The organism is Streptomyces xingningensis (assembly GCF_054957865.1).
Genome location: NZ_JBDJPF010000014.1, coordinates 81717 through 96581, shown reverse-complemented (window position 1 = coordinate 96581; position 14865 = coordinate 81717). Strand labels below are relative to the sequence as shown.

The window sequence follows — 14865 nt, the reverse complement described above, 5'->3', positions numbered from 1 at the left end:
GCGGTGGGACGCGCATCATGACGCGGCTTTGCCGGACCGCCGGACCGTCAGCTGTCAAAGCCGAGGCCGACCTTGTCCATGGCCTTGAGCCAGAGGTTGCGGCGGCCGCCGTTCTCGTCGGCGCGGGTCATCGACCACTGGGTGAGGCCGATGCCCACCGACCGCACCGGTTCGGGCGGGAAGGGCAGGGGCTTGCTGCGGACCATCTCCAGCTCGGTGCGCTCGGTGCGTTCCCCGGCGAGCAGGTCGAGCATCACCTCCGCGCCGAAGCGGGAGGCGCCGACGCCGAGGCCGGTGTAGCCGAGGGCATAGGCGACCCGGCCGCCGTGCGCCGTGCCGAAGAAGGCCGAGAAGCGGGAGCAGGTGTCGATGGCGCCGCCCCAGGCATGGGAGAAGCGCACGCCCTCGAGCTGCGGGAAGCAGCGGAAGAAGTGCTCGGCGAGCTTCTGGTAGGTGGCCGGGTGATGGTCGTACTCGGCCCGGACCTCGCCGCCGTAGTGGTAGACGATGTCGTAACCGCCCCACAGGATGCGCCGGTCGGCCGTGAGCCGGAAGTAGTGGAAGTGGTTGGCGCTGTCGCTGAGCCCCTGCCGTCGCCGCCAGCCGATGGCCGCCAGCTGCTCGTCGCTGAGCGGCTCGGTCGTCAGCGCATGGTCGTAGACCGGCGCAATATACGGGCGCAGCCGCTTGACCAGTGAGGGAAAGGCGTTGGTGCCCAGTGCGGCGTGCCGGGCGAAGACCCGGCCGTAGGGGGTGCGGACGGCGATGCCGGTGCCGCGGGAGGAGAGTTCGGTGCCGGGGGTGTGCTCGTAGATGCGCACGCCCGCCTCGAGGCAGGCCCGGCGCAGGCCCCAGACGAGCTTGGCGGGGTGCAGCATGGCCACGCCCTCGCGGTTCCACAGGCCGGCCAGGAAGGTCGGGGAGTCGACCTCGGCACGCAGGGCGTCGCGGTCCAGGAGCTCATGGCCGGCGAAGCCGAGGGCGGCGAGCTCCTCGGCGGTCTCGCGCAGTTCCTCGGCCTGGTGCGGCGCGGTGGCAATGTCGATCTCACCGGTGCGTTCGAAGTCGCAGTCGATGCCATGGCGGGCGAGGGCGGCCTCGATGCCGTCGAGGTTGCGCAGGCCGAGCTTCTCCAGGAGGGGGAGTTCACCGGGCCAGCGGGCCAGGCCGTTGCCGAGGCCATGGGTGAGGGAGGCGGCGCAGAAGCCGCCGTTGCGGCCGGAGGCGGCCCAGCCGCATTCCTCGCTCTCGATGAGGACGACATCGCGGCCGGGGTCGCGTTCCTTGGCGTTGAGCGCGGTCCACAGGCCGGAGTAGCCGCCGCCGACGACCAGCAGATCGCAGTGCTCGTCGCCGACGAGGGCGGGACGGGCCTCGGGCCGGGCGGGGTCGTCGAGCCAGTAGGGGCGCAGGTGGGTGTCGGACAGTGCTTGGACAGGGGTGGTCCGGGGGTGCCCCCCGGAAACAGAACGCATGGCACCGGCGGCCATGGTCTCAGCTCCTTCTTCGTCTCCGTCCGGCCAGCTGGCCGACGAGCACGCACAGCACGGCGATGGCGAACATCGCGGTTCCCATGACATTGATTTGAACGGGTGTGCCCCGTTGTGCCGCTCCCCATACGAACATGGGGAAGGTCACAGTGGAGCCGGCGTTGAAGTTGGTGATGATGAAGTCGTCGAAGGAGAGCGCGAAGGACAGCAGCGCTCCCGCGGCGATGCCGGGGGCGGCGATGGGGAGCGTCACCCGCAGGAAGGTCTGCAGCGGGGTGGCGTAGAGGTCCTGGGCGGCCTGTTCCAGCCGGGGGTCCATGCTCATCACCCGGGCCTTGACGGCGGTGACCACAAAGCTCAGGCAGAAGGTGATGTGGGCGACCAGGATGGTCCAGAAGCCGAAGCTGACGCCCATGTTGAGGAAGAGCGTCGCCAGCGAGGCGGCCATCACGACTTCGGGCATGGCCATCGGGAGGAAGATCAGAGTGCTGACCGGGGAACGGGCCCGGAAGCGGTGGCGGGCGAGGGCGAAGGCGATCAGGGTGCCCAGCACGGTGGCGCCGAGGGTGGCGAAGAAGGCGATCCGCAGGCTGAGCGAGAGCGAGCCGCACAGGTCGGCGACGTCGCAGGGGTGGGTCCAGGCATCGGTGGAGAAGCGCTGCCACTCGTAGTTGAAGCGGCCGTTGGGCTTGTTGAAGGAGAAGACGGTCACGATGACGTTGGGGAGCAGCAGATAGCCCAGCGTCAGCAGGCCCGCGATCACCACCAGCTTGCGTCGGAGTCGGCGCATCAGACGAGCTCCTCCGTCCCGGACTTGCGGATGTGGACGGTGACCATGGCCAGGATGGCGGCCATCAGCAGGAAGGACAGGGCGGCGGCGGTGGGGTAGTCCAGGACGCGCAGGAACTGGGACTGGATGACGTTGCCGATCATCTTCTGGTCCGGGGAGCCGAGCAGTTCGGCGTTGATGTAGTCGCCGGTGGCGGGGATGAAGGTGAGCAGCGTGCCGGCCACCACCCCCGGCATGGACAGCGGGAAGGTCACCTTGCGGAAGGTGGTCAGCGGCCGGGCGTAGAGGTCGCCGGCCGCCTCGTGGAGCCTGCCGTCGATGCGTTCGAGCGAGGTGTAGAGCGGCAGGATCATAAAGGGCAGGAAGTTGTAGGTGAGGCCGCAGACGACGGCGAGCGGGGTGGCCAGCAGCCGGTGGCCCTCGGTGATGCCCAGGGCGTCGGTGAGGCCGAGGATGTGCAACGAGTCCAGTGCGGAGACCACCGGGCCGCCGTCGGAGAGGATCGTCTTCCAGGCGAGGGTGCGGATCAGGAAGCTGGTGAAGAACGGCGCGATGACCAGGATCATCAACAGGTGGCGCCAGCGGCCGGACTTGACGGCGATCAGGTAGGCGAGCGGGTAGCCCAGCAGCAGGCAGAGCACCGTGGCGATGGCGGCGTAGCCCACCGAGCGCAGGAACTGCGGGTAGTACTGGGTCAGGGCGTCCCAGTAGGTGGCGAAGTGCCAGGTGATCCGGAAGCCCTCCTCGAGCGATCCGGTCTGCACCGAGGTGGACGCCTGGTAGACCAGGGGCGCGGCGAAGAAGACCAGCAGCCAGAGGATGCCGGGGAGCAGCAGCCAGTAGGGGACCAGCCGCCTGCGCCGGACAGTTGCCGAGGGGGCCGCCGAGGGGGGCGCGTCGGTGACGGTCGTCATGAGGGGCCCCGTCCCGGGCCGACGTCCGTGCCGTCCTCGATGCGCTGGGCGGCGTCCAGTCCGAAGCCATGGCCCGGGTTCCAGTGCAGAACGACCTCGGCGCCGGGGACCAGGCGGGAGTCGCGCTCGATGTTCTGCCGGTAGACGGAGAGCCCGGCGGCCACCGGGCTGTCGACCAGGTACTGGGTGGAGACGCCGGTGAAGCCGGCGTCGGCTATCCGGCCGTGGACGCGGTTGCGGCCCTCGGGGATGGTGTCCGCGTCCTCGGCGTGGGTGAGGGTGATCTTCTCGGGGCGTATGCCGGCCAGGAGCCGGCCGCCGGCGCGGGCGGTGGCGGTACACCGGGCGGCCGGGAGAGTGAGTGTGGTGTCGGCGGCGCGCAGCACGATGGTGTCTCCGGAGGCTTCGAGGACGTCGGCGGCGATGAGGTTGGAGGTGCCCAGGAAGTTGGCGGCGAAGGTGGTGCGCGGGGTCTCGTAGAGGTCGGCGGGGGCGCCGAGTTGCTCGACCCGGCCGGCGTTCATCACGGCGACCGTGTCGGCCATCGTCATGGCCTCTTCCTGGTCGTGGGTGACGTGGATGAAGGTGATGCCCACCTCGGTCTGGATGCGCTTGAGCTCCAGTTGCATCCGGCGGCGGAGCTTGAGGTCCAGGGCGCCGAGCGGCTCGTCCAGGAGCAGCACCCGCGGGTGGTTGATGAGCGCGCGGGCGACGGCGACGCGCTGTTGCTGTCCGCCGGAGAGCTCATGGGGCTTGCGGCGGGCGAAGTCGCCGAGCTGGACGAGGTCGAGCATCTCGCCGACCTGCTTCTTGACGGACTTGATGCCGCGGCGGCGCAGGCCGAAGGCGACGTTCTCGTGGATGTCCAGGTGCGGGAAGAGCGCATAGCTCTGGAAGACGGTGTTGACCGGCCGCTTGTACGGGGGCAGCGCGGTGACGTCGGTGCCGCCCAGCTCGACGGTGCCGGTGCTGGGGGTCTCCAGTCCGGCGATCATGCGCAGGGTGGTGGTCTTGCCGCAGCCGGAGGCCCCGAGCAGGGCGAAGAAGGATCCCGCGGGGACGGTGAGGTCGAGCGGATGGACCGCGGTGAAGGTGCCATAGCGCTTGCCGATCCCGGTCAGGCGTACATCGGTACCACTGGTACCGCTGCCGCTCGGGGCGGGTTCTGTCATGGGTGTGGATCCAGAGGTGTGGGGGTGTGGAGCACACAACAGTGGCATATGGCCGCGAGTGGCCGCGTACGGGCTGTTCCGGCGTCTCATCGCACACTCCTCCGCCGACCGCGCCGCCCTGGGGCGGGTGTTGCTCCAACGGGATGTGATCGCCGATCTTGGCAGAGGGAGCAGCCCACAACAAGAGATTCCGTCGCCGAGTATTCACTCCGCGACGGAATCGGTAACCTTGTGGCCGTCAAATCGCCGATGTCAGAGAGTCGATGTCAGAGGGAAGTCACCGCGCTCGCAACCAGAATGATCAACAGGATCGGAAGGGCCAGTGCCACGATCCCGAGCACGATGCCCGCGGTCGCCGCACCCCGGTTGGTCGCTTCTCCCCTCGTCACCCTCGCCCGGCCGACGCCCCCGAAGATGATCCCGAGAATCCCGAGAACGATCGTGAGGAATGCCAGGAAATAGATCCAGCTGAACACCGCGCCGATGATCCCGCAGACCATGCCTGCGGTGCCCAGGCCGTTGCGGGGCTGCGCGCCCATCCCGTAGGGGCCGACGGGGTAGGGCTGCACCGGCGGTGCCGCTGGATAGCCGCCCTGGTACGGGCTGTTGGGGCCCGGGTAGCCATAGCCCGCCGAAGGCGGCTGCTGCGGCGGCGGGGGCGAACCATAAGGATTCTGGTTGTAGTCGGACAAAGCCTGTTCCCCTCCATTGGATATGCGACGGGCAATGGTATGGGGAAGTCCCGGCTCGCACCGCCAAGTTCTGCTGTCAGTGGTGGCGGCGCGTCAGTGCCTGGCGTCGAAGACCAGCGGCGCGGGTCCGGGCGGCGCCGGCAGATAGGCCCCGTAGGTGGCGTCGGGGTCGTCGTTCTGCGGATCGTCGGTGCCATGGTCGTGATAGTGGACGACCGCGATGAACATCAGTACCGAGGCGACGACCGCCACCCCGCCGAGGATCAGTCCGGCGAGCGCCTGCCCGCGGTTGGTGGCCTCGCCCTTGGTCCCCTTGCCCCGCCCTATCGCGCCGAAGACGATCGCCAGCACGCCCAGCACCACGCCGAACAGCATCGTCCACGACAGGACGAGGCCCACTATGCCCAGCACCAGGGCGGCTATGCCAAAGCCGTTGTTGGGCGCGGCGGGTGCCTGCCAGCCGCCCGGGCCATAGGGGCCGCCCGGATAGCCATACGGGCCCTGCGGATAGAGCGGCGGCGGGAAACCGGGCCCGCCGCCATAGGGGTCGCCCTGGTAGGCGCTCGGGGTGCCGGGGCCGGTCGGTGCCGGGGGCACGGGAGGCACACCGCCCGGCGGCTGTGCGGCGCCCGGCGGCACGGGAGCGGTCGGCAGCCGATACGCCTGGTGGACCGGCATCGCCGGGGTCTGGGCGGGCGGCGCCGGCTGCGGCCGGGGATCGGGCTTGCCGAGCGACACCCGCCGCTCCGGCGGAGCCCAGGGATCGCGGGCCTGCGGCTCCGACTGCGCGTTCTCCGGGTCGGACATGACACTCTCCCTCGACTCTGCCGCCATGCTAAAGCCTCGCCCCTGGCGCCGGCCCTACCGTACATACGATGATCGGGACTGGCTCCGCCCGATCCGTCGCATCGATCAAACAACCCCTGGAGGCCCGCTTGTCCGCCCTCGACCCGTTCATCGCCGGACTCCCCAAGGCGGAACTGCATGTCCACCATGTCGGGTCCGCCTCGCCGCGCATCGTCGCCGAGCTGGCCGCCCGGCACCCCGACTCCCCGGTGCCCACCGACCCCGAGGCGCTGGCGGACTTCTTCACCTTCCGCGACTTTGCCCACTTCGTCGAGGTCTATCTCTCCGTGGTCGACCTCATCCGGGACGCCGAGGACGTCCGGCTGCTGACCTATGAGGTCGCGCGCGACATGGCCCGGCAGAACATCCGCTACGCCGAACTGACCGTCACCCCCTACAGCTCGACCAAGCGCGGCATCCCGGACGCGGCCTTCGTCGAGGCCATCGAGGACGCCCGCAAGGGGGCCGCCACCGAGCTGGGCGTGGAGCTGCGCTGGTGCTTCGACATCCCCGGCGAGGCGGGGCTGGCGGCCGCCGAGGAGACCGCCCGGATCGCCTGTGACCTGGGGCCGGAGGGGCTGATCTCGTTCGGGCTCGGCGGACCCGAAATCGGGGTTCCCCGGCCGCAGTTCAAGCCCTACTTCGACCGGGCCATCGCCGCCGGGCTGCACAGCGTCCCGCACGCCGGGGAGACCACCGGCCCGCAGACGATCTGGGATGCCCTGACCGACCTGCGCGCCGAGCGCATCGGCCATGGCACCAGCGCCGCGCAGGACCCCGAGCTGCTGGCCCACCTGGCCGAGCGGCGCATCCCGCTGGAGGTCTGCCCGACCTCCAACCTGGCCACCCGGGCCGTGGCGGACATCGAGAAGCACCCGGTCAAAGAGATGGTCGCCGCGGGAGTGCTGGTCACCATCAACAGCGACGACCCGCCCATGTTCGGCACCGACCTCAACACCGAGTACGCGGTCGCGGCCCGGCTGCTCGGCCTGGACGCACGGGGCGTCGCCGACCTCGCCAAGAACGCCGTGGCGGCCTCCTTCCTGGACGCGCCGGGCAAAGCGGCGCTGACCGCCGAGATCGACGCCTACACCGCCAACTGGCAGGCCCGCCCCTGATCCGCACCCGCCACAATGGCCCCATGCGCGCGCTCACTGCGGGAAAGCACTGCACCGCCGTCGCCCACCGTGGCGACCCCTATGCCCACCGGGAGAACACCCTGCCCTCGATCCGCTCGGCCTGGCGGGCCGGGGCGGGCGCGGTGGAGATCGATGTCCGGCTCACCCGCGACGGCGTGCCCGTGCTGTTGCACGACGCAACGCTGGCGCGGCTGTGGGGAGTCGACCGTCCGCTCGCCGCGCTCCCGGCCGAGGAGGTCGCCCGGGCGACCGGCGGCGGAGTGCCCACCCTGCGGGAAGCGCTCGCCGTGGGGGTCCCCCCGGCGGTAGCCGGGGGAGGCCCCGGGCGGCTGTTCATCGACCTGCCGGACCCCTCCGCCGCGGCCGCGGCGGTCGCCGCGGTGCACTCCGCCGGCGCCACCGAGCAGGTCTACTACTGCGGGGCCGCGCCCTCGATGCTCGAGGTCCGCCGGGCCGATCCGGACGCCGAGATCGCGCTCACCTGGACCACCCTGGCCCCGCCCCGCCCGGCGCTGCTCGCCGCGGTACGCCCGCACTGGCTCAACTACCGCTTCGGCCTGGTGACTCCGGAGCTGGTCGCCCACCATCACGCGGACGGGCTGCGGGTGTCCGCATGGACGGCGGACACCCGGCGCTCCATGCGGCGGCTGCTGTGCGCGGGCGTCGACTCGATCACCACCAACCGGGTGGGCACGCTGTGCGCCCTGCTGTCCGCGAGCCGGTGAGAACGCCCCTCATAGCCCGACGATCTCGTTCCACTCCTTCTCGAAGCCGGGCCGCTCCCGGGCCGTCATGTCCCGCGCGGTCACCAGCCGCCTGCGCATCTCGTCACTGGGGAAGACCAGGGGATTCTCCGCCAGCCCGGCCAGCTCCTTGTCCTTGGACGAGGCCAGCACCTCGCGCGCCGCGGGCACCGGGCAGACATAGTTGACCGAGGCGGCGAGCCGGGCCGCGACCTCGGGTCGGTAGTAGTGGTCGACGAGCTGCTCGGCATTGCGCTTGTGCCGGGCCAGATCCGGGATCATCAGGCTCTCGGCCCACAGCTCCGCGCCCTCCTCCGGGACCACGAACTCGATGTCCGGATTGTCGGCCTGCAGCTGGATGATGTCGCCGGAGTAGGCCTGGCAGGCCAGCACGTCCCCGGAGGACAGCTCCTTGATGTAGTCGTTGCCGGTGAAGCGGCGGATATGCCGCCGCGCCACCAGGCGGCGCAGCTGGTCGGTCATCCTGTGGAAGTCGTCGGCGGTCCAGCGGGTGACGTCCGCGCCATTGCCCTGCATCAGCAGGGCGAACGCCTCGTCCAGCCCGGCCAGCAGGGTGACCCTGCCACGCAGGTCGGACTTCCAGAGGTCCGAGGTGTGCCGGATCTCGCGGCCGAGCTTCTTGCGGTGGTAGGCGATGCCGGTGATGCCGGACTGCCAGGGCACGCTGTGCAACCGGCCGGGGTCGAAGGAGGGCTTGCGCAGCAGCGGATCGAGATTGCGGTCGACATGGGGCTGCTTGGACCGGTCCATCTTCTGGACCCAGCCGAGGCGGACATAGCGCGAGCACATCCAGTCGCTGACCACGATGAGGTCCCGGCCGGTGTCCTGGTGGTTCATCAGGGCGGGGCTGATCTTCCCGAAGAACTCGTCGTTGTCGTTGATCTCCTCGGTGTACTTCACCGAGATGCCGCTCTGCTTCTGGAAGTCGTCGAGCGTGGGCCGACGTTGGGCATGGTGCTCGTCAACGTCGATGTAGAGCGGCCAGTTGGCGAAGACCAGCCGCCGGTCGGCGGCGGAACGATCCTTCGCAGCACGGTCACCGGGGGCGATATACGCGGCCGGAACTCCGCACCCGGCCAGTGCGGCCACCCCGGCGCTCGCGCCCAGCGCGCGCAGCAGAGACCGGCGGGGCAGGGACGTCACGGGCTTCTCTCGCATTCCGGCAGGATGGCGGGGGCTGATCTTCCGGGACAAGGTACGGGGTGTCCGAAAGAGGGCCGCGATGCCCGACGCGTTGCCGGGGCGGTCGATGATATCGGGCGGTGTCAGTCGTGGGGGAATTTCTCCGTGGAGAGGGTGAGCCCGAGGACCGTGTCGGTGAGGTCGACCGGTTCGCCGAAGTCGAGTTTGCGTGAACTGCGGTACTCGTCATCCTTGGGGTCGGTGAAGACGTGGCACTGCCGCTTGTAGGGATCGACGATCAGGTAGATGCCGACTCCGGCTTCGGCGTACGCCCGCTTCTTCTCGCCGTAGTCGTTGCGTGCTGTCCCACGGGAGATGACCTCCATGATGAACTCGACATCACGGCACAACCACTGGCCCTCATCATCGCGTTCCGCGCCTTCGACCATCTTCGCCAGATCAGGGCAGAAACCGTTCTCATGACCAGGGAAGTCGATACGCACATCCGAGGTGGTTCGGATGTCTTCGCCCAGGTGTTTCTCCAACTGCCGCGTGACCGCCCGGATGATGTCGTAGTGCGTCGTGCGCTGCGGTGTCATGAAGATGGCCCCCTCGACGATTTCGGCCTTGAAGCCCTCGGGGGTGATCCGCTCCAGCACCTCGAACAGCCTGTCAAGCTCGGACTGGTCACTGTGATCGCTGTCGGCCATCTCGATCCTGTCGGTCAGTACGACGGTCATCGTGCCGCTCCTCCCCTCCCGCGCGTACGTACGCGCAGCCGCACGGCTCAACGATAAGCGCGGGCCCCGGGACACTCCCAGGACCCGCGCCACCCGCTATGACGTCAGTCACCCAGCGAGGTCATCACATGCTTGATCCGTGTGTAGTCCTCGAACCCGTACGCCGACAGGTCCTTGCCGTACCCCGACTTCTTGAAGCCGCCGTGCGGCATCTCGGCGACGATCGGGATGTGGGTGTTGATCCACACACAGCCGAAGTCCAGCTTCTTGGACATCCGCATGGCGCGGGCGTGGTCCTTGGTCCATACCGAGGAGGCCAGCGCGTACTCCACGCCGTTGGCGTAGCCGACGGCCTGGTCCTCGTCCGCGAAGGACTGGACGGTGATGACCGGGCCGAAGACCTCGCGCTGGATGATCTCGTCGTCCTGGCGGAGGCCGGAGACGACGGTCGGGGCGTAGAAGTAGCCCTTCTCGCCGACCCGGTGGCCGCCGGCCTCGACCCTGGCGTGCGCGGGCAGCCGCTCGATGAAGCCGGTGACCTGCTGCAGCTGGTTGGCGTTGTTCAGCGGCCCGTACAGCACGTCCTCGTCGTCCGGCCGGCCGGTCCTGGTGTCGGCGGCGGCCTTGGCGAGGGCGGTCACAAACTCGTCGTGGATCGACTTGTGCACCAGCACCCGGGTCGCGGCCGTACAGTCCTGGCCCGCGTTGAAGTAGCCGGCGACGGAGATCCCCTCGACCGCCTTGGCGATGTCGGCGTCCTCGAAGACGACGACCGGGGCCTTGCCGCCGAGCTCCAGATGGACGCGCTTGAGGCCGTCGGCCGCGGAGGCGGCCACCTGGGTGCCGGCGCGTACCGAACCGGTGACGGAGACCATGGCGGGCACCTGGTGCTCGACCATCAGGCGGCCGGTGTCACGGTCGCCGCAGATGACGTTGAACACGCCCTGCGGGTGGCCCAGTTCGGCCAGCACCCCGCCGATGATCTCGGCGATCAGGACGGTGGACGCGGGGGTGGTGTCGGACGGCTTGAGGACGACGGTGTTGCCCGCGGCCAGCGCCGGGGCGAACTTCCACACCGCCATCATCATCGGGTAGTTCCACGGCGCCACCTGCGCGCAGACGCCGACCGGCTCGCGGCGGACGATGGAGGTCATGCCGTCCATGTACTCGCCCGCCGAGCGGCCCTCGAGCATCCGGGCGGCACCCGCGAAGAAGCGGACCTGGTCCACCATCGGCGGGACCTCTTCGGTGCGGGTGAGCCCGAGCGGCTTGCCGGTGTTCTCCGACTCGGCGGCGATCAGCTCCTCGGCCCGCGCCTCGAAGGCGTCGGCGATCTTCAGCAGGACTTTCTGCCGCTCGGCCGGCACCAGGTCGCGCCAGTAGGGGAAGGCGGTCCGGGCCGCCGCCATGGCGGCGTCGACGTCGGCGGCACCGGACAGCGGGGCGGTGGCATAGGCCTCGCCCGTCGCCGGATTGACCACCTCGGTGGTCCGCCCGTCGGCGGCGTCCCGGAACTCTCCGTCGATGTAGTTGCGCAAGCGGCGCAGCTCGGTGGTCACGGTATGCACCTCTCCTGTGAGATGTCCGGTGTGTGAGACGCCCAGCCTAGCCAGGAGATCGACGCTTTCGATATACCCACCGCCGGGTAACAACGGAATCAGTGAAATTTTCGCCGTTCAGCAACGAAATGCGTCAGCCTAAGGCTTGCCATCGGTCGTACTCCTCATGCACAGTGGGCTCGTGGCCACTCGTAACACAGACCCGAAGGGCGCCGCCGGCGCAGCTGCGATCGACGCCGTCTCCCTGGCGATCATCGAGCAGCTCCAGGAGGACGGACGCCGTCCGTACGCGGCGATCGGCAAGGCCGTCGGGCTGTCCGAGGCAGCCGTCCGACAGCGCGTGCAGAAGCTGCTCGACCAGGGCGTGATGCAGATCGTCGCCGTCACCGACCCGCTCACCGTGGGTCTGCGGCGGCAGGCGATGGTCGGCATCAATGTCGAGGGCGACCTCGACCCGGTCGCCGACGCCCTGACCGCGATGGACGAGGTGGAGTACGTGGTGGTGACCGCCGGCTCGTTCGATCTCCTCATCGAGATCGTCTGTGAGGACGACGACCACCTGCTCGACACCATCAACAAGCGCATCCGGACCCTGCCGGGGGTGCGCTCCACCGAGAGCTTCGTCTACCTCAAGCTCCGCAAGCAGACTTATACATGGGGAACCCGATAGCCGTGAGCAAGGACCACTCCCAGACCGCGTACGACCACCTGTGGATGCACTTCACCCGGATGTCGTCGTACGAGAACGCGCCCGTGCCCACCATTGTGCGCGGCGAGGGCACGTACATATTCGACGACCGGGGCAAGCGCTACCTCGACGGCCTGGCCGGGCTGTTCGTGGTCCAGGCCGGGCACGGCCGGGCCGAGCTGGCCGAGGCGGCCCACAAACAGGCGCAGGAACTGGCCTTCTTCCCGGTGTGGAGCTACGCCCACCCCAAGGCCGTCGAACTGGCCGAGCGGCTGGCCCACTACGCGCCCGGCGACCTCAACAAGGTCTTTTTCACCACCGGTGGCGGCGAGGCCGTGGAGACCGCGTGGAAGCTGGCGAAGCAGTACCACAAGCTCACCGGCAACCACGGCAAGTACAAGGTCATTTCGCGGGCGCTCGCCTATCACGGCACCCCGCAGGGCGCCCTGTCCATCACCGGACTCCCCGCCCTCAAGGCCCCGTTCGAGCCCCTGGTCCCCGGCGCCCACAAGGTGCCCAACACCAACGCCTACCGGGCGCCCGTCTTCGGGGACGACCCGGAGGCGTTCGGCCGCTGGGCCGCCGACCAGATCGAGCAGCAGATCCTCTTCGAGGGCCCGGACACCGTGGCCGCCGTCTTCCTGGAGCCCGTGCAGAACGCGGGCGGCTGCTTCCCGCCGCCGCCCGGATACTTCCGGCGCGTGCGCGAGATCTGCGACACCTACGATGTGCTGCTGGTCTCGGACGAGGTCATCTGTGCCTTCGGCCGGCTCGGCACCATGTTCGCCTGTGACAAGTTCGACTACATCCCGGACATCATCACCTGTGCCAAGGGCATGACCTCCGGCTACTCCCCGATCGGTGCCGCGGTCGTCTCGGACCGGATCGCCGAGCCGTTCTTCAAGGGCGGCAACACCTTCCTGCACGGCTACACCTTCGGCGGCCATCCGGTGTCGGCGGCGGTGGCGCTGGCCAACCTCGACCTCTTCGAGCGCGAGGGCCTCAACCAGCATGTGCTCGACAACGAGTCCGCGTTCCTCGGCACCCTCTCCGGGCTCAACGACCTGCCGATCGTCGGAGATGTGCGCGGCAACGGCTTCTTCTACGGCATCGAGCTGGTCAAGGACAAGGCCACCAAGGAGTCCTTCACCCCCGAGGAGTGCGAGCGGCTGCTCTATGGCTTCGTCTCCAAGAAGCTCTTCGAGAACGGGCTCTACTGCCGGGCCGACGACCGCGGCGACCCGGTCATCCAGCTCGCCCCGCCGCTGATCTCCGACCGGTCCACCTTCGACGAGATCGAGCAGATCGTCCGCGGCGTGCTCACCGAGGCCTGGACGAAGATCTGAGCCGCCACCCCCCGGAGAAACGGCCGTGCTCCACCCGCCCCCGGGTGGACCACGGCCGTTTCACCGCCACTTGAGGGCAAACCACAGCTCCATCCGCACATCGGTATCGCCCAGGTCCACGCCCAGCAGCGCCTCGGCCCGCGCGATGCGCTGCCGGACCGTATTGCGGTGCACGCCCAGCGCCACCGCCGTACGGTCCCAACTGCCGTGCAGGGAAAGCCAGGCACGCACGGTCTCCAGCAGCGCCGACTGCCCCTGCAGCGGCGCCAGCCGGCGCCGGGCCAGCGCCCGCGCCCCGGCCTCGTCCACCAGCGACGCCAGCCCCTCCCCGCCGTCCGCCCGGTGCCGCACCAGCGGCACCCGCTCGGCGAGCGCCCGCCGCAGCGCCCTGGCCGCCTCCGCCGCGCCGCGCGCCAGCTCCGCCGCGGGGACCGGCGCACCGGCCCCCAGGGTCCAGCCGGGCTGCGCCCGCAGCTCCTCTCCGCCCGGGACCAGCGCCCGCAGCTCGTCCCCCTCGAGGTCGATCAGCGAGCTGCCCAGCCCGGCCGCCAGGGCGCCCTCCGCGAGCGGGTCACCGGGCGGGCGGCGCCCCTTGCGCCGCCCGTGCACCACGGTCCACAGCGGCGCATCCGCCAACAGCCCGGTCACGTCCTGCGGTTGGGCACCCAGCAGCAGGCGCACCAGCGCCGTCGAGCGCTCCGTGGCGCCCGAGGCCGGGCGGGCGGCGGTGAGCAGGGTCAGCAGGACCACGGCGACGCCCGCGATCGCGTCGTCCGCCGCGTCGCGGCGCGGCACGCACACCCCGAGGACCAGTGGCTCCTCGCCGCCGAGCCGGTAGGCGCACAGGCTCAGCCCGTCCGTGACCCGCACCGCCGACGCCGGCCCGCCCCGCACCCGGGCGGCCAGCTCCGCCAGGGCCTCGCGCATCGGCTCGGGCGGCCGCGGGCCCACCGCCCGGGACTCGGTGCCGTCCGGGGCGTGGAGCACCACCCAGCCGCCGAGCTGTGCGGCCAGCCGCTCCAGGACGGCGGGCACCGGACGCGGCCGGGCCGCGGCGGTGGCCAGCGCCTGCTGGGCCTCGGCGAGCCGGCGCAGGGAGCGGTGGCGGGCCTCCGCGGCGGCCTGCCACATGGCACGGGCGACGGCGGTGAAGGGCGTCCCCTCCGGCACCTCGATCAGCCGCAGACCGTGCCGTTCGCAGGCCGCCGGCAGCGCGGCCGGGACGGCTTCGTACACCGGCGCCACCCCGAAGCCGAGCGCCGCCGCGCCCGCCTGGACGGTACGGGCGGCATAGCGCTCCCAGTAGGCCTCGTCGTCCCGCTCCGGGGCCCCGACGCCCGCGCTCAACAGCAGCTCGCCGCCGAGCAGATAGGGCACCGGATCGGCCATCTCGCTGGTGTGCACGGCATAGACGCCGATGTCCGCGCGGGGTCCCGCGAGCTGCCGCAGCCCGAGGTCCGGATGGTCGAGGAGCACGGACAGCGGGACCGGATCGACGGGCGGAAGGATCTCGCGCATCTCACATCCCCCAATGGATGATTTGTCTGTCACATGACCGACAGATGGAGGAAACGTACACTTCACGAACGCTTCACGGGACACC

At 70.1% G+C, this 14865-nt stretch carries 14 protein-coding genes; 4 read left to right on the top strand and 10 right to left on the bottom strand.

Annotated features, from left to right (window positions below; translation table 11 throughout):
• Positions 1 to 47: 47 nt before the first annotated feature.
• The 6 genes from ABCR83_RS10505 to ABCR83_RS10480 form a co-directional block, all read right to left on the bottom strand.
• On the bottom strand, positions 48 to 1490 hold the full coding sequence (locus tag ABCR83_RS10505) for an NAD(P)/FAD-dependent oxidoreductase (protein WP_462694617.1): 1443 nt from the start codon (positions 1488 to 1490) through the stop codon (positions 48 to 50).
• Between the two features lie 4 nt (positions 1491 to 1494).
• The gene (locus ABCR83_RS10500) at positions 1495 to 2280 is read right to left on the bottom strand and encodes an ABC transporter permease (protein WP_462694616.1); all 786 of its coding nucleotides are present in this window, start codon (positions 2278 to 2280) and stop codon (positions 1495 to 1497) included.
• Positions 2280 to 3194: an ABC transporter permease gene (locus tag ABCR83_RS10495; RefSeq protein ID WP_462694615.1), complete on the bottom strand. Its 915-nt coding sequence runs from the start codon at positions 3192 to 3194 to the stop codon at positions 2280 to 2282. Before ABCR83_RS10495 ends, ABCR83_RS10500 begins: the two co-directional genes overlap by 1 nt.
• The gene (locus ABCR83_RS10490; protein ID WP_462694614.1) at positions 3191 to 4366 is read right to left on the bottom strand and encodes an ABC transporter ATP-binding protein; all 1176 of its coding nucleotides are present in this window, start codon (positions 4364 to 4366) and stop codon (positions 3191 to 3193) included. The genes ABCR83_RS10495 and ABCR83_RS10490 overlap by 4 nt, the downstream gene beginning before the upstream one ends.
• A 266-nt stretch (positions 4367 to 4632) precedes the next feature.
• Positions 4633 to 5058, bottom strand: coding sequence for a DUF4190 domain-containing protein (locus ABCR83_RS10485; RefSeq protein ID WP_462694613.1), 426 nt, complete (start codon positions 5056 to 5058; stop codon positions 4633 to 4635).
• Between the two features lie 93 nt (positions 5059 to 5151).
• The gene (locus ABCR83_RS10480; RefSeq protein ID WP_462694612.1) at positions 5152 to 5865 is read right to left on the bottom strand and encodes a DUF4190 domain-containing protein; all 714 of its coding nucleotides are present in this window, start codon (positions 5863 to 5865) and stop codon (positions 5152 to 5154) included.
• Between the two features lie 128 nt (positions 5866 to 5993).
• On the opposite strand from ABCR83_RS10480, the gene ABCR83_RS10475 reads away from it, so the two are divergent.
• Both ABCR83_RS10475 and ABCR83_RS10470 read left to right on the top strand, forming a co-directional pair.
• The gene (locus ABCR83_RS10475; protein WP_462694611.1) at positions 5994 to 7022 is read left to right on the top strand and encodes an adenosine deaminase; all 1029 of its coding nucleotides are present in this window, start codon (positions 5994 to 5996) and stop codon (positions 7020 to 7022) included.
• Between the two features lie 23 nt (positions 7023 to 7045).
• A complete protein-coding gene (locus ABCR83_RS10470) occupies positions 7046 to 7768 on the top strand; it encodes a glycerophosphodiester phosphodiesterase (protein ID WP_462694610.1) in 723 nt (240 codons plus the stop codon).
• A 9-nt stretch (positions 7769 to 7777) separates the two neighbouring features.
• Here ABCR83_RS10470 and ABCR83_RS10465 read toward each other — a convergent pair whose 3' ends face one another.
• The 3 genes from ABCR83_RS10465 to ABCR83_RS10455 all read right to left on the bottom strand — a co-directional run bounded on the left by ABCR83_RS10465 (position 7778) and on the right by ABCR83_RS10455 (position 11228).
• Entirely contained in the window at positions 7778 to 8965 is a 1188-nt protein-coding gene (locus ABCR83_RS10465; RefSeq protein WP_462694609.1) for a polyamine ABC transporter substrate-binding protein, read from the bottom strand.
• A 107-nt stretch (positions 8966 to 9072) separates the two neighbouring features.
• The gene (locus tag ABCR83_RS10460) at positions 9073 to 9669 is read right to left on the bottom strand and encodes a Uma2 family endonuclease (protein WP_462694608.1); all 597 of its coding nucleotides are present in this window, start codon (positions 9667 to 9669) and stop codon (positions 9073 to 9075) included.
• 104 nt (positions 9670 to 9773) lie between these two features.
• A complete protein-coding gene (locus ABCR83_RS10455; RefSeq protein WP_462694607.1) occupies positions 9774 to 11228 on the bottom strand; it encodes a gamma-aminobutyraldehyde dehydrogenase in 1455 nt (484 codons plus the stop codon).
• A gap of 166 nt (positions 11229 to 11394) precedes the next feature.
• Between ABCR83_RS10455 and ABCR83_RS10450 the strand changes: the two genes are divergently transcribed.
• Both ABCR83_RS10450 and ABCR83_RS10445 read left to right on the top strand, forming a co-directional pair.
• On the top strand, positions 11395 to 11898 hold the full coding sequence (locus tag ABCR83_RS10450) for an Lrp/AsnC family transcriptional regulator (RefSeq protein ID WP_462694606.1): 504 nt from the start codon (positions 11395 to 11397) through the stop codon (positions 11896 to 11898).
• On the top strand, positions 11883 to 13262 hold the full coding sequence (locus ABCR83_RS10445; protein ID WP_462694605.1) for an aspartate aminotransferase family protein: 1380 nt from the start codon (positions 11883 to 11885) through the stop codon (positions 13260 to 13262). The genes ABCR83_RS10450 and ABCR83_RS10445 overlap by 16 nt, the downstream gene beginning before the upstream one ends.
• Positions 13263 to 13322: 60 nt before the next feature.
• Here the strand turns inward: ABCR83_RS10445 and ABCR83_RS10440 are convergent, their stop codons facing one another.
• Positions 13323 to 14780, bottom strand: coding sequence for a PucR family transcriptional regulator (locus ABCR83_RS10440; RefSeq protein WP_462694604.1), 1458 nt, complete (start codon positions 14778 to 14780; stop codon positions 13323 to 13325).
• Positions 14781 to 14865: the final 85 nt, after the last annotated feature.